General features: G+C 71.8%; 13 protein-coding genes. 7 read left to right on the top strand and 6 right to left on the bottom strand.

Annotated features, from left to right (window positions below):
* Positions 1–14 precede the first annotated feature (14 nt).
* Genes B7P34_RS17180 through B7P34_RS17190 form a run of 3 tightly spaced genes read left to right on the top strand, consistent with a single transcriptional unit; the run spans position 15 to position 2,910 of the window.
* Positions 15–1,154 (top strand): 5-(carboxyamino)imidazole ribonucleotide synthase, encoded by a 1,140-nt coding sequence (locus B7P34_RS17180; protein ID WP_286157485.1) that lies wholly within the window; start codon positions 15–17, stop codon positions 1,152–1,154.
* Complete coding sequence (gene purE, locus B7P34_RS17185; protein ID WP_106677491.1) at positions 1,151–1,690, top strand: 5-(carboxyamino)imidazole ribonucleotide mutase; 540 nt, start codon at positions 1,151–1,153, stop codon at positions 1,688–1,690. Before B7P34_RS17180 ends, purE begins: the two co-directional genes overlap by 4 nt.
* 14 nt (positions 1,691–1,704) lie before the next feature.
* On the top strand, positions 1,705–2,910 hold the full coding sequence (locus B7P34_RS17190) for a dipeptidase (protein WP_106677492.1): 1,206 nt from the start codon (positions 1,705–1,707) through the stop codon (positions 2,908–2,910).
* Between the two features lie 330 nt (positions 2,911–3,240).
* Here B7P34_RS17190 and B7P34_RS17195 read toward each other — a convergent pair whose 3' ends face one another.
* The gene (locus tag B7P34_RS17195; RefSeq protein ID WP_106677494.1) at positions 3,241–4,581 is read right to left on the bottom strand and encodes a UDP-glucose dehydrogenase family protein; all 1,341 of its coding nucleotides are present in this window, start codon (positions 4,579–4,581) and stop codon (positions 3,241–3,243) included.
* A gap of 194 nt (positions 4,582–4,775) precedes the next feature.
* Between B7P34_RS17195 and B7P34_RS17200 the strand changes: the two genes are divergently transcribed.
* Together B7P34_RS17200 and B7P34_RS17205 are read left to right on the top strand one after the other, a co-directional pair.
* Complete coding sequence (locus B7P34_RS17200) at positions 4,776–5,936, top strand: acyl-CoA dehydrogenase (RefSeq protein WP_106677496.1); 1,161 nt, start codon at positions 4,776–4,778, stop codon at positions 5,934–5,936.
* A gap of 231 nt (positions 5,937–6,167) precedes the next feature.
* Positions 6,168–6,971 (top strand): VOC family protein, encoded by an 804-nt coding sequence (locus B7P34_RS17205; protein WP_106677498.1) that lies wholly within the window; start codon positions 6,168–6,170, stop codon positions 6,969–6,971.
* A 12-nt stretch (positions 6,972–6,983) separates the two neighbouring features.
* On the opposite strand, the gene B7P34_RS17210 is transcribed toward B7P34_RS17205, so the two are convergent.
* Positions 6,984–8,309 carry an LCP family protein gene (locus tag B7P34_RS17210; RefSeq protein WP_106677500.1) on the bottom strand — a complete coding sequence of 442 codons (1,326 nt, stop codon included), beginning with the start codon at positions 8,307–8,309 and terminating at the stop codon, positions 6,984–6,986.
* Between the two features lie 118 nt (positions 8,310–8,427).
* Here B7P34_RS17210 and B7P34_RS17215 point away from each other — a divergent pair, with 118 nt between their 5' ends.
* Complete coding sequence (locus B7P34_RS17215) at positions 8,428–8,976, top strand: acyl-CoA thioesterase (RefSeq protein ID WP_106677540.1); 549 nt, start codon at positions 8,428–8,430, stop codon at positions 8,974–8,976.
* Positions 8,977–8,997: 21 nt separating this feature from the next.
* On the opposite strand, the gene B7P34_RS17220 is transcribed toward B7P34_RS17215, so the two are convergent.
* The gene (locus tag B7P34_RS17220; RefSeq protein WP_106677502.1) at positions 8,998–10,527 is read right to left on the bottom strand and encodes an LCP family protein; all 1,530 of its coding nucleotides are present in this window, start codon (positions 10,525–10,527) and stop codon (positions 8,998–9,000) included.
* Positions 10,528–10,775: 248 nt separating this feature from the next.
* On the opposite strand from B7P34_RS17220, the gene B7P34_RS17225 reads away from it, so the two are divergent.
* Positions 10,776–11,792: a glycosyltransferase family 2 protein gene (locus B7P34_RS17225; RefSeq protein WP_106677504.1), complete on the top strand. Its 1,017-nt coding sequence runs from the start codon at positions 10,776–10,778 to the stop codon at positions 11,790–11,792.
* 87 nt (positions 11,793–11,879) lie between these two features.
* On the opposite strand, the gene B7P34_RS17230 is transcribed toward B7P34_RS17225, so the two are convergent.
* From B7P34_RS17230 to B7P34_RS17240, 3 genes are all read right to left on the bottom strand, one after another.
* The gene (locus tag B7P34_RS17230; RefSeq protein ID WP_106677506.1) at positions 11,880–13,763 is read right to left on the bottom strand and encodes an LCP family protein; all 1,884 of its coding nucleotides are present in this window, start codon (positions 13,761–13,763) and stop codon (positions 11,880–11,882) included.
* A 152-nt stretch (positions 13,764–13,915) separates the two neighbouring features.
* Complete coding sequence (locus B7P34_RS17235; protein WP_106677508.1) at positions 13,916–15,787, bottom strand: LCP family protein; 1,872 nt, start codon at positions 15,785–15,787, stop codon at positions 13,916–13,918.
* A 230-nt stretch (positions 15,788–16,017) separates the two neighbouring features.
* Positions 16,018–17,520, bottom strand: coding sequence for an LCP family protein (locus tag B7P34_RS17240; protein WP_189382842.1), 1,503 nt, complete (start codon positions 17,518–17,520; stop codon positions 16,018–16,020).
* Between the last annotated feature and the right edge of the window lie 9 nt (positions 17,521–17,529).

The raw sequence follows: 17,529 nt of genomic DNA on the forward strand, positions 1-17,529 counted from the left end.
GATACCCTGGGGGCGTGACGTTCCCGGTAGTCGGCATGGTCGGCGGCGGCCAGCTCGCCCGCATGACCCACGAGGCGGGCATCCCCCTCGGCATCAAGTTCAAGCTGCTCAGCGATACTCCGCAGGACTCGGCGGCCCAGGTGGTCAGCGATGTCGTCATCGGCGACTACCGCGACCTGGAAACCCTTCGTGCTTTCGCACAAGGGTGCGACGTGATCACCTTCGATCATGAGCACGTCCCCACCGAGCACCTCCGGGCCCTGGAGGCGGACGGCATCCCCGTCCGCCCGGGGCCCGACGCATTGGTGCACGCCCAGGACAAGGGCGTGATGCGGGCCAAGCTCGACGCGATCGGAGTGCCGTGCCCGCGGCACCGCATCGTCGAGGACCCCGCCGATGTGGAGCGCTTCGCCGCCGAGGGCGACGGTTTCCCCGTCGTCCTGAAGACGGTGCGCGGCGGATACGACGGAAAGGGGGTTTGGATCGTCCGCAGCGCAGAAGAGGCGAGTGAACCCTTTCGGGCCGGCGTACCCGTCCTCGCGGAGGAGAAGGTCGCGTTCGTGCGCGAGCTCGCGGCCAACGTCGTCCGCTCCCCGCACGGCCAGGCCGTCTCGTACCCCGTCGTCGAGTCCATTCAGGTCGACGGCGTCTGCGACACGGTGATCGCCCCCGCGCCCGGCCTCTCCGCCGAGCTCTCCGCGCAGGCGCAGCAGCTCGCGCTCAAGGTCGCCAAGGAGCTCGGCGTCGTCGGGCACCTCGCCGTCGAGCTGTTCGAGACCGCCGACGGCCGCATCCTCGTCAACGAGCTCGCGATGCGCCCGCACAACTCCGGCCACTGGACCCAGGACGGCGCGGTCACCTCGCAGTTCGCCAACCACGTGCGCGCCGTGCTCGACCTGCCGCTCGGCGACCCCCGCCCGCGCGCCAGGTGGACCGTCATGGCCAACGTGCTCGGCGGCGACTATCCCGACATGTATTCCGCGTACCTCCATTGCATGGCGCGCGACCCGGGCCTGAAGATCCATATGTACGGCAAGGACGTCAAGCCCGGCCGCAAGGTCGGACACGTCAACACCTACGGCGACGATCTGGCGGATGTGCGCGAGCGCGCGAGCCACGCCGCCGGATATCTGCGAGGAACGATCACGGAATGACTGGTTCCACCGCTGTCGGCCCCGTCGTCGGCATCGTCATGGGCTCCGACTCCGACTGGCCCGTCATGGAAGCCGCCGCCAAGGCTCTTGAGGAGTTCGAGGTCCCCTACGAGGTCGACGTCGTCTCCGCGCACCGGATGCCGCGCGAGATGGTCGCCTACGGGGAGCGGGCCGCGGGCCGCGGCCTCAAGGCGATCATCGCGGGCGCGGGCGGCGCCGCCCACCTGCCCGGCATGCTCGCCTCCGTCACGCCCCTGCCGGTGATCGGCGTGCCCGTGCCGCTGAAGTACATGGACGGCATGGACTCGCTGCTCTCCATCGTCCAGATGCCCGCCGGCGTCCCCGTCGCCACCGTCTCCGTCGCCGGCGCCCGCAACGCCGGCCTCCTGGCCGTCCGCATGCTCGCCGCCCACGACGACGACCTGCTCGCCCGCATGCAGCACTTCCAGGAAGAGCTCAACGAACAGGCCACGGACAAGGGCCGCCGGCTGCGCGCCAAGGTGCAGGGCGCCACGGGCTTCGGATTCGGCAAGTGAACGGGGAAGCGGCGGTGACGGAACGACTGCTGGAACGCGCCCGCGAGCTCCTCGCCGGCCACCCCGTCGTCGACGGCCACAACGACCTGCCCTGGGCGCTGCGCCAGCAGGTCCGCTACGACCTCGACCGGCGCGACATCGCCGCGGACCAGAGCGCCACCGGGCTCCACACCGACCTGCCGCGGCTGCGGGCCGGCGGGGTCGGCGCCCAGTTCTGGTCCGTGTACGTCCGCACCGACATGGCCGGCGACGAGGCCGTCAGCGCCACGCTCGAACAGATCGACGTCGTCCGCCAGCTGGTTGACCGCTACCCCGGCGACCTGCGGCTCGCCCTCACCGCCGACGACATGGAGGCGGCCCGCGCCGAAGGGCGCATCGCCTCCCTGATGGGCGCCGAGGGCGGGCACAGCATCAACTGCTCCCTGGCCACGCTGCGGGCGCTGCACCGGCTCGGCGTGCGCTACATGACCCTCACCCACAACGACAACATCCCGTGGGCCGACTCCGCGACCGACGTGCCCGCCGCCGGCGGGCTCACCCGCTTCGGCGAGGAGGTCGTGCGCGAGATGAACCGCGTCGGCATGCTCGTCGACCTCTCGCACGTCTCCGCCGACACGATGCGGGACGCGCTGCGCGTGAGCGAAGCGCCGGTGATCTTCTCGCACTCGTCGGCGCGGGCGGTCTGCGACCACCCGCGCAACGTGCCCGACGACGTGCTCGGCGCGCTCGCCGCGAACGGGGGCGTGGCCATGGCCACGTTCGTCCCCAAGTTCATCCTGCCGGCGGCCGTCGCCTGGACGCAGGCCGCCGACGAGAACCTGCGCGCGCACGGCCTCCACCACCTCGACACGTCGCCCCGGGCCATGGAACTGCACCGCGCCTTCGAGGCGGAGCGCCCGCGGCCGCTCGCCACGGCGTCGACGGTCGCCGACCACCTCGACCACATGCGCGAGGTCGCCGGCGTCGACCACATCGGCATCGGCGGCGACTTCGACGGCACGGCCTTCACCCCGGCCGACCTCGCCGACGTCGCCGGCTACCCCAACCTCATCGCCGAACTCCTGCGGCGCGGCTGGTCCGACGCGGACCTCGCCAAGCTGACGTGGAAGAACGCGGTACGGGTGCTGCGGGGCGCGGAGGACGTGGCGCGGGACGTCTCCGCGAAGCGGGGGCCTTCGATCGCGACGATCGACGCGCTGGACGGCCCGCCCGTGCGGTGACCTGCGCCTTCACCGTGTGGTGAGGCCCGGCCTCACAGAATCCGCCGCCGCGGCGCGCAACCACCATGGTGCGGTCCGGCGGTGCCCTCCCGGGCTCAGCCCGGCCCGGCACCGCCGGTTTCGTCGTTTCGGTTGCTCGCCGTCGCGGCGGGAGAGAGGCCCCGGACCCACCCTTTCGCCGTTTCCCGGGGCGGTGCCCCGGACCCCGGGCGGGTGTGGTGAGGCCGAGCCTCACCTGTCCGCCGCCGCGGCGATCAGCCACAGCGAACGCGGTCCGGCGGTGCCGGACACCGCTCAGCCGACGCGGCGAGGGCAACCGGCGGCAAGCCGTTACGCCCGCGGCCGCCCCATCGCGCGGAACGTCCAGCCCGCGTCACGCCACGCGGCGGCGTCCAGCGCGTTGCGGCCGTCGATCAGGTGGCGGTCCGCCACGACCGCGGCGACCGCCGCCGGGTCGAGCTCCCGGAACTCGCCCCACTCCGTGAGGTGCAGCACCACCCGCGCCCCCCGGCACGCCTCCAGCGCGCTCGGCGCGTAGGCGAGGGTGGGGAAGAGGCGGCGCGCGTTGTCCATGCCCTTCGGGTCGTAGACCGTGACCTGGCCGCCCTGCAGGTGGATCTGCCCGGCGACGTTGAGCGCGGGGGAGTCGCGGACGTCGTCCGAGTCGGGCTTGAACGTCGCGCCGAGGACGGCGACCCGCTGTCCGAGGAAGCTGCCGCCGACCGCCTCGCGCGCGAGCTCCACCATGTGCGCGCGGCGGCGCATGTTGATGGAGTCGACCTCGCGGAGGAAGGTCAGTGCCTGGTCGGCGCCGAGCTCGCCCGCCCGGGCCATGAAGGCGCGGATGTCCTTGGGCAGGCAACCGCCGCCGAAGCCGACGCCGGCGCGCAGGAACTTCTTGCCGATGCGGTCGTCGTGCCCTATGGCCTCGGCGAGCTTCACGACGTCGCCGTCGGCGGCCTCGCACACCTCGGCCATGGCGTTGATGAACGAGATCTTCGTGGCGAGGAAGGAGTTCGCGGCGGTCTTGACCAGCTCGGCGGTCGGGTAGTCGGCGACGACGAAGGGCGTGCCCTCCCCGATCGGCCCGGCGTAGACCTCGCGCAGCAGCTTCTCGCCGTGCTCGCCGGCGACGCCGACGACGATGCGGTCGGGGTGCAGGGTGTCCTGGACGGCGAAGCCCTCGCGCAGGAACTCGGGGTTCCAGGCCAGCTCGACGTCGTCGCCGGCGGGGGCCAGCTCGGCGAGGAGCCGGGCGAGCCGGGCGGCGCTGCCGACCGGGACGGTGGACTTGCCGACGACGAGCGCGGGCCGGTGCAGCACGGCGGCGAGGGAGGTGACGGCGGCGTCGACGTAGGACATGTCGCACGCGTACTCGCCGTGCTTCTGCGGGGTGTTCACGCAGACGAAGTGGACGTCGCCGAACTCGCCGACCTCCTCCCAGGAGGTCGTGAAGCGCAGCCGCCCGGTCGAGCCCTCCAGCCCGGCCACGTGCTTCTGCAGCAGCTCCTCCAGCCCCGGCTCGTACATCGGGACCCTGCCGCGACCGAGCATCTCGATCTTCCCGGGGTCCACGTCGAGGCCCAGCACCTCGAAGCCGAGCTCGGCCATGGCCGCGGCGTGGGTCGCGCCGAGGTAGCCGGTGCCGATCACGGTGATCCTGGGGGCCATGCGTGCTCCATGTGCTGACGGGCGGGACTGCGGTGCCCGAGCATAGTCGGGCCCCGACCAGGGAAGGAGCGGGGTGATGCGCCGCGGCGGCGGGTGCGGCGCGGCGCTGTCGGCAAGCTCACGTAGTCCGTGTCCGGGGGCCGCCCCTAGAATCTGGGTTACTAAACGGTAGTTAACTCTCAGGGGAGTACGCCTTGGCGGGAAACACGGACTTCGACCTCTACCGGCCGTCCGAGGAGCACGACGAGCTGCGCAAGGTCGTGCGCCAGCTCGCCGAGGAGAAGATCGCCCCGCACGCCGCCGCGGTGGACGAGGAGGCCCGCTTCCCGCAGGAGGCCCTGGACGCCCTCGTCGCCACGGACCTGCACGCGGTGCACGTCCCCGAGGAGTACGGCGGCGCCGGTGCGGACGCCCTCGCCACGGTGATCGTCATCGAGGAGGTCGCCCGCGTCTGCGTGTCGTCCTCGCTGATCCCCGCGGTCAACAAGCTCGGTTCGCTGCCGGTGATCCTCTCCGGCTCCGAGGAGCTGAAGAAGAAGTACATGGGCCCGCTCGCCAAGGGCGACGCGATGTTCTCGTACTGCCTCAGCGAGCCCGACGCCGGCTCGGACGCGGCCGGCATGAAGACCCGCGCCGTGCGCGACGGCGACTTCTGGGTCCTCAACGGCGTCAAGCGCTGGATCACCAACGCCGGCGTCTCCGAGTACTACACGGTCATGGCCGTGACCGACCCCGAGAAGCGCTCCAAGGGCATCTCGGCCTTCGTCGTCGAGAAGGGCGACGAGGGCGTCTCCTTCGGCGCCCCGGAGAAGAAGCTCGGCATCAAGGGCTCCCCGACCCGCGAGGTCTACCTCGACAACGTCCGCATCCCCGCCGACCGCATGATCGGCGCCGAGGGCACGGGCTTCGCCACCGCGATGAAGACCCTGGACCACACCCGCATCACCATCGCCGCCCAGGCGCTCGGCGTCGCCCAGGGCGCGCTGGACTACGCCAAGGGCTACGTCCAGGAGCGCAAGCAGTTCGGCAAGCCGATCGCCGACTTCCAGGGCGTCCAGTTCATGCTCGCCGACATGGCGATGAAGATCGAGGCCGCCCGCCAGCTCACCTACGCGGCGGCCGCCAAGTCCGAGCGCGGCGACGCCGACCTCACGTTCCAGGGCGCGGCCGCCAAGTGCTTCGCCTCGGACGTCGCCATGGAGGTCACCACGGACGCCGTCCAGCTCCTCGGCGGCTACGGCTACACCCGTGACTACCCGGTGGAGCGCATGATGCGCGACGCCAAGATCACGCAGATTTATGAAGGCACGAACCAGGTCCAGCGCATCGTCATGGCGCGCAACCTGCCGAAGTAGCCCGGCAGGGCGGGCCTCCATCGGGCGGTACGTCCGGGGCCGGGCCGGTTCGGCACCGCCGGTCGCCACCGTCGTGGCTGAGCGCCGTTGCGGCGGGTTGAAAGGTGCGGGGCACCTTTCAACCCCCGTGGGTACATGCCCGTACGGCCGTACATCGCTGGCGGGCGGGCTCCCAGGGGCCGATCCTTACGACGAGGACGCCCTGACCGCCCGCCGCCTGGAGGCACCGTCATGCCCGACGTCACCGGCCCGTACGCGCCCGGCACCCCCTGCTGGGTGGACCTCATGGTTCCCGACCAGCAGGCGGCGCTCGACTTCTACCGCGACCTGTTCGGCTGGCAGGGGCAGGTCGGGCCGCCGGAGACCGGTGGGTACGCGGTCTGCGAGCTGGACGGCAAGCCCGTCGCCGGGATCATGGCGGCGATGAACCCGGACGGCAGCAAGCCGGACCCGATGCCGCCGGCCGTGTGGACCACCTACCTGGCGACCGCGGACGTTGACGCCACGCAGTCCCGGATCGTCAGCAACGGCGGCACGGTGATGATGCCCGCCATGGACGTCATGACCATCGGCCGGATGGCCGTGGCCTCCGACCCGACGGGCGCCGTCTTCGGGCTGTGGCAGGCGCGCGACTTCGCCGGCGCGAAGGTCGTCAACGAGCCCGGTGCCGTGATCTGGAACGAGCTCAACACCAGCGACACCGCCACCGCCTCCGGCTTCTACGCCAGCGCGCTCGGCATCAAGGCGACCCCCATGGAAGGGGCCACCGGCTACTTCTCGCTGGAGGTCGACGGCCGCATGGTCGGCGGCCTGCAGGGGCTCGCGAACATCGAGGGCATGCCCGAGGACGCGCCCTCGCACTGGCTGACGTACTTCTCCGTGGACGACACCGACAGCACCGTCGACGCGCTGGTGCGCGCCGGCGGCAACGTCCTCAAGCCGCCGTTCGACATGATGGCGGGCCGGATGGCCGTCGTGCAGGACCCGCAGGGCGCGCCGTTCGCGGTCATCAACGCCTCGGAGCCCGCGAAGTGACCCCGCGGGGCGTCACTTGTCGGAGACCGTGACCTTCTCGTCCTTCTTCAGCTGCCCGAAGAGCTGGTTGGCCTTGGTCATGTCCCACTTCACGGCCACGCCGTCGCTGGGCGTGGGCAGGTTCGGGTTGGCGATCGGCACGGTCATCTGCTTGCCGTCGCCGCCCGTGACGCCCTTCATCGCCCAGAACATGTCCATCAGGTCGAACAGGCCCATGTCCTTGTCGACGATGAGCGTGTCGAGCCCCGAGCCGATCACCGGGTAGAGGCGGAAGGGGTTGAGGACGGTCGACGGCGAGGCGGCCTGCTTCGCGAGCGTGTTCAGGAACTTCTGCTGGTTGCGCATCCGGCCCAGGTCCTGGTCGGCCTCCTGGTGGCGCTGGCGGACGAAGGCCAGCGACTGGGCGCCGTTCAGCTCCTGGCAGCCCGCCTTGAAGTCCGCGCCCGAGTCCCGGTCCTTCAGCGGCTTGTCCAGGCACATCTCCACGCCGCCCAGCGCGTCGACCAGGTTCCGGAAGCCGCCGAAGCCGATCTCCGCGTAGTGGTCGATGTGCAGGCCCGTGTTGAACTCGATCGTCTGCGCGAGCAGCTCCGGGCCGCCGTCCGAGTACGCCTGGTTGAGCTTGTGGGTGGACTTCGGGAAGCGCTTGCCGGACTTCTGGCCCGTGAAGGCCGGGATCGTGACGTACGAGTCGCGCGGCAGGCTCAGCATCGTGGTGCCGTTGTCGCCCGTGTGCAGGATCATCATCGAGTCGGTGCGCTTGCCGTCCGCCGACCCCGTGTGCAGTTCCTTCTTGTCCTCGTCGGACAGGCCCTCGCGGCTGTCGGAACCGACGATCAGGTAGTTCGTGCCCGCGCCCTCCGCCGGCCGGTCCTTCACCTTGCTCAGGTCCACTTCGGTGCGAAGCTTCGAGTCGGCCCAGAAGTACGTGCCGACCGAGACCACCAGCAGCACGCCGAGGAGGGTCACCAGGCCGACCGTGATGCGCTTGCGCCAGTTCGGGGGCGTGGTGCGCCGGGGACGGCCGCCGGTGCCGGGGCCCGCGGGGCCGCCGGGACCGCCCGGCCCGTTCGGGGCGCCGCGGCCGTAGACCTGTCCGGTGTTGTACCCGTCACCGTCGTGGCGGCCGTAGCCGTCACCGGGGCCGCCCTGGCCGACGACGCGGTGGCCGCCGGCGACCGGGGCCCCGTCGTAACCCTGGGGCGGGCTGTACTGCTGCGGCGGCACGGGACGCCGTACGTGCGGCATGGCGCGCGCGCCCTCGGGCTCCGCGCCCGCGCTGCCGCGCCCGTACGCCTGCCGACGGTCCTCGCTCCGCCCTCCGGGCCAATCACTCATGCAGGAAGTGTGCCCCCTGGGCGAATGGACCGGCCGGTCGGCTACGGGTTCGGGGCACCCCTGTTGCAGAGCTGATGCAATCGTCCGCCCCGCACGCACCCGGCATACAGTGGTGGACATGACCATTCAGGACCGGAGCCCGGAGCAGCAGACAGCCGGCAAGCCGACCTCCGCCGCCCGCACCACCCTCTCGCACATCATGACGGGCAGCGACACCAATCTGCTGGGCACCGTCCACGGCGGCGTGATCATGAAGCTGGTGGACGACGTCGCCGGCGCCGTCGCCGGCCGGCACTCCGGAGGTCCTGCGGTCACCGCCTCCATGGACGAGATGGCCTTCCTGGAGCCGGTCCGGGTGGGCGACCTCGTGCATGTGAAGGCCCAGGTCAACTGGACCGGGCGGTCCTCCATGGAGGTCGGCGTCCGGGTGCTCGCCGAGCGCTGGAACGAGTCGACGCCCGCGGTCCAGGTCGGCAGCGCGTACCTCGTCTTCGCGGCCGTCGACGAGAACGGCAAGCCCCGGCCCGTGCCGCCGGTGCTCCCCGAGACGGAGAAGGACCGGCGCCGCTACCAGGAGGCCCAGATCCGCCGGACGCACCGCCTCGCGCGGCGCCGCGCGATCAAGGAGCTCCGGGACGCGCGGGCCGCCGAGGGCATCGAGGACTGACCCTCCCCCCGCCGGCCCCGGCTACACCAGGCTCTTCTCCGGGCACAGCACCTTGTCCCCGGACACCGCCCCCGGCCGCTGCGCCCGCGGAGGCTGCGGCTTCACCGGGGTCCCGGGGCTCACCGGTGCCACCGTCCTGAAGTCCGTGCCCACCGTCACCTTCATCAGAGGCCCCTGTCCCGCCACGGGCCGGAGCTCCGCGTCCGGCAGGGCCGCGGCCAGCGTCCGGACCGCGTGGTCCCAGTGCGGGTCGTACTCGATCACCGTGCGCCGCACCGCCGGCCCCGCCGCGTCCGCGGGCAGCCCGGTCGTGGCGAAGCCCATGGCCCGCAGCGCGCGGTCCGTCTCGCGGGCGAGGCCCCGCCGGCCGGAGCCGTTGTAGACCTGGATGCGGATCTGCCCCGGCGCCGCCTCCGGCACCGAGGGCGACGGCGAGGGGGAGGCCGGCAGCGCGGGCCCCGGCACCGGCGGCTTCGCGTCGTGGGCCTGCCGCTGCGGCCGGGCCGTCGCCAGCGGCCGGTCGTCCCGTACGGACTCGAAGAGGCGCCCGGCCGCGGCGTCGTCCCACTTCACCGTCGAGCCGACCCGCGGCACGGGAAAGTTCGCGGAGACCACCGGCACCGACACGAACTCCGCCGACGCCGGCGACAGGTTCTTCATCGCCCGGCCGAGCCCGATCAGCGTCTCGCCGTCGAAGCCCCGGTCCGCCCGCACCGAGCCCAGCAGCGTCGCGGCGAGCTGCTGGAACTTCACGGGGTTCAGCAGCGCCCCGCCGTCCGTCGCCGTGTGCAGGAGCGCGGCGAGGAAGCGCTGCTGCCGCTGCATCCGGCCCAGGTCGGAGGCCCCGTCGAGGTGGCGGGAGCGGACGTACTGCAGGGCCTGCCCGCCGTTGAGGGTGCTCGTGCCGGGCGGCAGGTCGAGCCCGCTGTACGGGTCCTTCAGCGGCCGCGCCGAGCACACCTGCACGCCGCCCACCACGTCCACGGTCCGCATGAAGCTGATGAAGTCGACCTCCAGGTAATGATCCACGTGCACGCCGGTGAGCTGCTCCACGGTCCGTACGGTGAGCCCGGGCCCGCCCTCGGCGTAGGCGGCGTTCAGCTTCTGCGGGTGGGCGGGGCGCGGCCGGCCCGCCCGGTCGACGTGCGCCGGGATCTCGGCGTAGCTGTCGCGCGGCAGGCTGATCACAGAGACCCGGTCGCGGGCGGCGGACAGGTGCAGCAGCATCACCGTGTCCGTGCAGTGGCAGGCCGCACCGCCCAGGTGATAGCGCTCCCGCTCCGCGGGGTCGAGCCGGTCCCGGGCGTCGGTGCCCACGAGCAGGATGTTCATGCCCTTGCTGGCCACGACGGGCGGCCGGTTCGACAGGCCGCGGAAGGGGTCCACGCGGTCGATGCGGTGGTCGATGCCCGTCATGACCGCGTGCCCGAGGCCGCTCGCCGCCAGGACGACCGCCGCGCCGCACACGGCGAGGCGCAGTCCCCAGCGCGGCCGGCGGGGCGCGCTGTGGCGGGCCCGGGACGGGGACGGGCTCTCCTCCGGTGCGGTCATGGCGGGCCTCCACGGGCGGACGGGCTCGGACAGGGGGCCGGGACCGGCGGAACGGCCGGACGGGCCGGCGGGCCGGAACAGGGAGGGCAAACGTAGGCCAATACGATCAGCAGCCCGCGTGTCCACGCCGTCCGGACGCCCGCTGCCACCCGGGCGGGAGCGTCCGTTCCGCCATTAGCGGTAACGTGACGGACGACTCCGTCGGCTTCCCCCATCCGTCCGGGGGGACCCCGTATCCCCGAGGAACCATGTCCGAACTGCAGCCGCCCGCCGTTTCCGTGATCATGCCGGTGCTCAATGAGGAGCGGCATCTGCGCACGTCAGTGCGGCACATCCTGGAGCAGGAGTACGCCGGCGAGCTGGAGGTGGTGATCGCCCTCGGCCCGTCCACGGACCGTACGGACGAGATCGCCGCCGAGCTCGTGCGCGAGGACCCCCGGGTCCACACGGTGCCGAACCCCACCGGCCGGACGCCCGCCGCCCTCAACGCCGCGATCAAGGCCTCCCGTCACCCGATCGTGGTGCGCGTGGACGGTCACGGCATGCTGTCGCCGAACTACATCGCGACGGCCGTGCGCCTGCTCGACGAGACCGGCGCGCAGAACGTCGGCGGCATCATGCACGCCGAGGGCGAGAACGCCTGGGAGCAGGCCGTCGCCGCCGCGATGACGTCGAAGATCGGCGTCGGCAACGCCGCGTTCCACACCGGAGGCGCCGCCGCCCCGGCCGAGACCGTGTACCTGGGCGTCTTCCGGCGCGAGGTGCTGGAGAAGCTGGGCGGGTACAACGAGGAGTTCATCCGCGCCCAGGACTGGGAGCTGAACTTCCGGATCCGTGAGGACGGCGGGCTGATCTGGTTCTCGCCGGAGCTGAAGGTCTCCTACCGGCCGCGGCCGAGCGTGAAGGCGCTGGCCAAGCAGTACAAGAACTACGGCCGCTGGCGCCACGTCGTGGCCCGCTACCACCAGGGCTCGATCAACCTGCGCTACCTCGCCGCGCCGACCGCCGTCGTGGCCATCGCCGCGGGTGTCGTGGTGGGCGCCGCGGTCACCCCGTGGGGCCTGGTCGTGCCGGCCGGGTACCTGGCGGCGATCACCGCCGGTTCGCTGCCCGCGGGCAAGGGCCTGCCGCTGAAGGCGCGGGCGCAGATCCCGGTGGCGCTGGCCACGATGCACATGTCCTGGGGGTTCGGCTTCCTGACCAGCCCGCGCTCGCTGGCGAAGAAGGTCATCGCCAGCCGGCGGGAGCCGGTGCGGGCGGGCTGACCGCGCTGCTGTGTAGCTGACCGCGCTGCTGTGTAAGGGGCGGGCGCCCATAGTGCCCGCCCCTTACACATGCTCGGACGCACCCGCTCAGAAACGATTCAGCGAGTTCACCTTCATGCAGGCGGAGGTGTCGTTGCCGTTGAGCGGGTCCGAGCTCTCGGGGGCCTTGTTGTCGGCCTCCTTCGTGGGCTTGCCGTCCTTGGGCTTGTCGTCGTCCTGGGCCTTGTCGTCGTCGCCGGGCTTGGCGGAGGACTTCTCGCCCTGGCCGGCCTTGCCGGCCTGGCCGGACTTCTCGCCCTTCCCGGGCTTCGCGCCCTTGTCGTCCGCGGCGTCGTCGCCGGCCTTCGGGTACGTCGTCCCCGTACGCCAGTCACCGCCGATCACCAGCGTCAGCCCGTCGACCGCGGTGGACATCCGCACCGCCCGCTCCGGCAGCCCGAGGGCCTTGGCCAGCGCCTCGGCGTCGGCGCGCTGGGACGTCTTCGCGTAGCTGAGCGTCGTGTCGGCCTGGGCGCGCGGCGTCGAGTCCGAGGTGGCCTTGGCGAAGCCCTGTTTGACGAGCGCGGCGGCGACCTCGGCGCCGCGGCCGGTGACCACGGGCTGGGTGGCGGTGCCGGTGCCGTTGAAGACCGTCACCGCGATGGAGCCCTTGGGCGAGGCCGGGCCGGACGGCGCGGGGCCCTTGTCGTCCTTCTTCGGGTCCTTGCCGTCGAGCGCGATGTCGCTGCGGACGAGGGAGAACAGCTTCTCCGCGTCGCCCGGCTTGGGGATGACGTGCGCGTCCGGGTCCCACGGGTCGGACACCCACGGCATGGTGGTCATGGTGATCCGGCCGGACGGCACGCGCTTGAGGTCGTCGGCGAGGTCGTAGAGCTTCTTGACCGAGCCGAGGTCCTTGTCGACGGTGAGCGCCTTGGTGGCGGCCTCGGCGAGGTCGGTGAGCTTGTCCGGGTCGCTGAGCTTGGTACCCGACTTGAGCTGGCGGACCATCGCGTTCATGTACATGTGCTGGGCGTGGGTGCGGCCGATGTCGCTGCCGTCCTCGAAGCCGTGGCGCGTGCGCAGCCACTGCAGGGCCTGCTCGCCCTTGACGTTGTGGGTGCCCTTCTCCATGCGCAGCCCGGACAGCTTGTCGTAGACGTTGTTGTCCACGCAGACCGGGACGCCGCCGACGGCGTCGGCCATGTTCACCACACCGGCGAAGTCGATCATCATGAAGTGGTCGATGGGGATGCCGGTGAGCTCTTCCCAGGCGGCGACGGTGCAGCCGGGCCCGCCGTTCATCAGGCTGGTGTTGATGATCTGCCGGTTCGTCTCCTTGTAGACCTTCCCGTCCTCGGGGTCGGTGCACTTGGGGATCGTGACCCGGGTGTCGCGCGGGACGCTGATGACCGACATGTTGCTGCGGTCGGCCGAGACGTGGACGAGCATCTGCACGTCGGCGAGCGGCTTGCGGTCGGCGTCCTCGCGGGCGCCGCCGAGGGCGACGTTCTCCGGCGAGTTACGGCTGTCGGAGCCGAGGAGCAGGATGTTCAGCGGGCGCTGGCCCGCGGCGTTGGCGGCGCTGCGGTCGAGCCGCTTGTCGCCGAGGTTGAGCGCGTCCTTCTTCAGGTTGCCGTTGAGGTGCTGGTAGTAGAACCAGCCCGCGGCGGAGGTGCCGAGGACGAGGACCGCGAGGCAGAGCGCGGCCCAGCGGGCTATTCGGGCCGCGCGGGCGCGCCGGCCGGGCGGGGCCTTGCCCTCGGCGCCGCCCTTGCCGGGCTTCCCGCCTTTGCCGGGCTTTCCGGCCTTGTCGGTCTGCGTGCCCTTGTCGTCCGGTATGCCCTTGCCGCTGCCCCCGGCCTGCTCTTCTCTCCCGGTCTCCTCGGACGGCTCGGCCGCCTCGTCGGCCGGTGCGCCGGAGCCGTCCTTCTCGCGTGCCCCCGGCACGCTCTTGCGCGCCCGTGGCCCCCGCACGCTGTTCTGCCGCATCAGGCCTCCCCTAAATGGTGCGTCCGGCCCGATGGGCAGGCGTGTCGTATCTCTTCGATCGGTGCGCGCCGGTCCGGGCGCGCGGCAGGGCCGGCCTGCGGTTCAACAGACCGGCCGTCCGATAGTGAGATGCATCTGGGCGGTGCCTGGGTTCACTTGGCGCAGATGTTCTTGTCGTCCGCTTCGACCCTTTGGATGTCCTCCGGAGCCTTTGCCGGCGCCTGGACGTGGATCGGGGTGCCCGCGGCCTTGAAGTCCGAGCCGAGGGTGAGCGTCATCTCGGCCGGGGCGGGCGCGGAGCCGTCGCGCTGCTTGAGGGCGTCGGCTTCGAGGCCCATGACGTCGGCGAGGCGGCGCGCCTGGTCGGCCTGGGCCGGGGCGAACTCCAGGACCGTCTTGTCGACCTTCTTGCCGCCGGCGGCGTTGCCGCCGTTGCTGGAGCGGACCATGCCCTTGCTGTTCTGCATCCAGCTGACGGCCTCCTGGGCCGCGCCCATCCGGCCGCTGCCGTTGAGGACCTTGACCCGGACGGCCGCGGGCGCCGAGCGCGGGCCCTGCAGCAGGGCGGCCTGCTTGGCGTCGGCCTGCTCCTGCTGCTTCTTCTCCTTCTCCTTCACCTCGGTGAGGGAGACGTCCTGACGGACCATCGCGAACAGCGGCTCGGCCTTCGCCTTGTCGAGGACGACCGTCTTGTGGTTCTTGCCCTCGGCGGGGTTGTCGAGGACGGGGACGGTGGCGAAGGTGATGTTCTTGAGGTTCACCCGGCTGAGGTCCTTCGCCAGCCTGGTGAGGTCGCTGACGGAGCCGATGCCGGAGTCGACGGTCAGTGACTTCGTCGCCGCGTCGCCCAGGTTGTAGAGCTTCTTGGGGTTGGTGAAGGTGTCGTCCGACTTCATCTCGCGGATCATCGAGCTCAGGAACTGCTGCTGGAGCTTGATGCGGTCCAGGTCGCTCTCGAATCCGACGCTGTGCCGGGTGCGGACGAACGCGAGCGCGTCCTCGCCCTCGATCTTGTGCCGGCCCTTGCTGAGCTTGAGGTGCGACTTGGGGTCGTCGATGTCCTTGCCCAGGCACACCTCGACGCCGCCGACCGCGGACGACATCTTCTTGACGGCGTTGAAGTCGGCCATCATGAAGTGAGTGACCTTCAGGCCCGTGAGCTGCTCGACGGTCCGCCAGGTGCAGCCGGGGTCGCGGTCCTCCTGGCCCAGGCTCTCGTTGAAGCGGACGCCCTTCGAGCCGGGGATGGACTTGGTCGTCCCGTCCTTCTTGGTGGTGCACTCCGGGATGTCGGTGATCATGTCGCGCGGGATGGAGAGCGCGGTGGCGTTCGACCGGTCCTCGGAGACGTGGAAGAGGAGGGTGGTGTCGGCGTGGCCGACGCTGCCCTCGTCGCCGTAGCCCTTGTTGCCCTCGCCGTCACGCTTGTCGGTGCCGATGACCAGGATGTTGACGGGGCCTTTGGTGACGGCGCCGTTGTTGATGCCGACGTCGACCTTGTTGAGGTTGTTGTTGAAGTGCTCGTAGAGCAGGTAGGCGCCCAACGAGCCGCCGACGAGGACGAAGGCCAGCGTGCCGCCGGTCCAGAGCAGGACCTTCTTCTTCGTGGACTTCTTCGGCTTGGGCTTGCGCCGGCCCGTCGCGGCGGCCTTGGCGGCCGCCGCCCTGCTCCCGGCCTTGGTCCCGGCCTTGGTCCCCGGCCCGGCACCCGGCTTGGTGCCCGCCGCGGCTCCGGGCTTGGCCCCGGGCGCACCCCGCCGGCCGGTCGCGCGCGGGCCCGGCACGTCCCGGCCGCCCGGCTTGGGGCGCGGCGCCGGCCTGGGAGAGGCCTTCGAGGAGGGCACGAAGGAACTCGCGGAGCTGCCGGGGTCGGTGATGGCCGAGGGGGTGGAGCCCGGCCCGGGGGCCGGCTCCGCCCCGTCGGCATGGTCGAGACGCAGCTCGTAGCTGCCGGTCTTCGGGTCGAAGACCCACTGGTCGGCGGGGTCGATACCGCCCGCCCGCCCACGGCCTTGCGCGTCCACGGTCGCTTGAATCCTCCGTCGGTGCCACGCGGCGCCTACCCCCCCGAGGCGCTCGGTCACGTCGTCTGTGCAGTGCGCGGTCAGCCCGGCCGTGCGCACCGGATCGCTCACACTATCCGCCCAGTTCAGCGTCAAGCGACGCCGGTGACAAATTCCACTCCCCTACAACTGGGCAATCTGCTCAATCCCTTCGACCGGGCCGGGAAACCCGTTCGTGCGTTTTGAGCGATTCATCCACAGATGCCGCGTGCGGCCGTGGTCCCTTCGTACGTGGGAGGAGCGCCCGGCGGGGGCGAACCGGCGGAGGAGGCCGGCGCGCTCGCATTTGCCGAGAAATTACCACCGGGGGGCACGGCCGTACCGTTCTGCCCGCCCGTCCCGCGCGGTGCGCGGGGAACGCCCGGCGCTGCCGGGCCTCCCGTCCCCCCGGTGCCCGGCGTCCACGCCGGCCCCCCTGTTCCCCCTGTTCCCCCCGTGTTTCCGGTCCCCGAGGGCCCCTGCGGGCTGCCGGGTCCCTCCTGGCTCCCCGGTCCCGTCGGACCCTCCGAACCGTCAGGCCCCTCCTCGGTCCCGGGCTTGCCGGCCCCGGGCCGCCCGCCGCCGGGCTTCGTGCCCCCCGGCTTGTTCTCCGCCGCCCGGACGCTGCCGCTCACCGACACCGGCCGGTCCTCGCGCAGTTGCTTGAAGAGCTGGTCGGCGTCCGGCTGCACCAGTTCGTCCCGGTTGGGGTTGTACGGGTACGGGCGGCGAGGCACCGTCAGGAACAGCGCCCGGTCGCTCGGTACGGTCCGCACGGTGCGCACCAGGTCGTACATCTTCCGCAGCGAGTCGAGCCCGGAGTCCGTCGTGAGCGAGCGCGTGGCCGCGTCCAGGACCGGGTAGAGCCGGGTGGGGTTGAGCAGCACCCCGTCGCTCTTCATCTCCTTGAACAGGGCGCCCAGGAACTGCTGCTGCCGCCCCATCCGCTCGGTGTCGCTGCCGCCGCCGAGGCTGTAGCGCGCCCGTACGTAGCCGAGGGCCTGCTCGCCGTGCAGGGTCTGCCGGCCGGCGGGCAGCCTCAGCTTCGCCTCCTGGTCGTCGACCGGCTGCTTGAGGCACACCTCGACCCCGTCGACCGCGTCCACCAGCCGCTTGAACCCGTTGAAGTCCAGGATCACGTGGTGGGTGATGCGGATGCCGCTGATCTTCTCGACGGTACGGATCGTGCACGCCGCGCCCGCCTGCTCGTAAGCCCAGTTGAACTGCGCGAAGCGCTCGTTCGTCTCCGTGCCGTCCGGCCGCCGGCAGCGCGGGATCATCGACATCAGGTCGCGCGGCAGGCTGACGGCCGTCGAGCTCTTCCGGTCGGCGGCGAGGTGCAGCAGGATCGTGGTGTCCGAGCGCTGGGTGCCGCTGTCCTCGCCGTACTGGCCGTTGCCCGCGCCGCTGCGCGTGTCGGAGCCGATGATCAGGATGTTCTGGGCGCCCTTCACCAGGGCGACCGGGCGCTCCTTCTCCCAGCGCCGCAGCTCGTCCGCCGTCGCCGTGTCCGTGGTGATGTTGCTGTTCAGCCGCTCGTAGAGGAACCAGCCCAGCGCCACCACGCCCAGCACCGTCAGCGCCGTGGCCAGGGCCAGCCAGCGCAGCCAGCGGCGCCGCCGCCGGGGCGCGGGCGGCCGCTCGTCCGGCTCCTCGAAGAAGGCGGAGCAGGACGGGGAAGCCGGGGGGCCGGGCCTTCCTGGGCTGTGGGTCACGGCTGCGCT

This window comes from Streptosporangium nondiastaticum (genome assembly GCF_003011965.1).
GTDB lineage: Bacteria > Actinomycetota > Actinomycetes > Streptomycetales > Streptomycetaceae > Streptomyces > Streptomyces nondiastaticus.

Bases quoted from the DNA above. Each gene is read 5' to 3' on its own strand.
- B7P34_RS17215 (WP_106677540.1), top strand. From the start codon at position 8,428: ATGACCATTCAGGACCGGAGCCCGGAGCAGCAGACAGCCGGCAAGCCG.
- B7P34_RS17225 (WP_106677504.1), top strand. From the start codon at position 10,776: ATGTCCGAACTGCAGCCGCCCGCCGTTTCCGTGATCATGCCGGTGCTC.
- B7P34_RS17220 (WP_106677502.1), bottom strand. From the start codon at position 10,527: ATGACCGCACCGGAGGAGAGCCCGTCCCCGTCCCGGGCCCGCCACAGC.
- B7P34_RS17210 (WP_106677500.1), bottom strand. From the start codon at position 8,309: ATGAGTGATTGGCCCGGAGGGCGGAGCGAGGACCGTCGGCAGGCGTAC.
- B7P34_RS17230 (WP_106677506.1), bottom strand. From the start codon at position 13,763: ATGCGGCAGAACAGCGTGCGGGGGCCACGGGCGCGCAAGAGCGTGCCG.
- B7P34_RS17205 (WP_106677498.1), top strand. From the start codon at position 6,168: ATGCCCGACGTCACCGGCCCGTACGCGCCCGGCACCCCCTGCTGGGTG.
- B7P34_RS17195 (WP_106677494.1), bottom strand. From the start codon at position 4,581: ATGGCCCCCAGGATCACCGTGATCGGCACCGGCTACCTCGGCGCGACC.
- purE (WP_106677491.1), top strand. From the start codon at position 1,151: ATGACTGGTTCCACCGCTGTCGGCCCCGTCGTCGGCATCGTCATGGGC.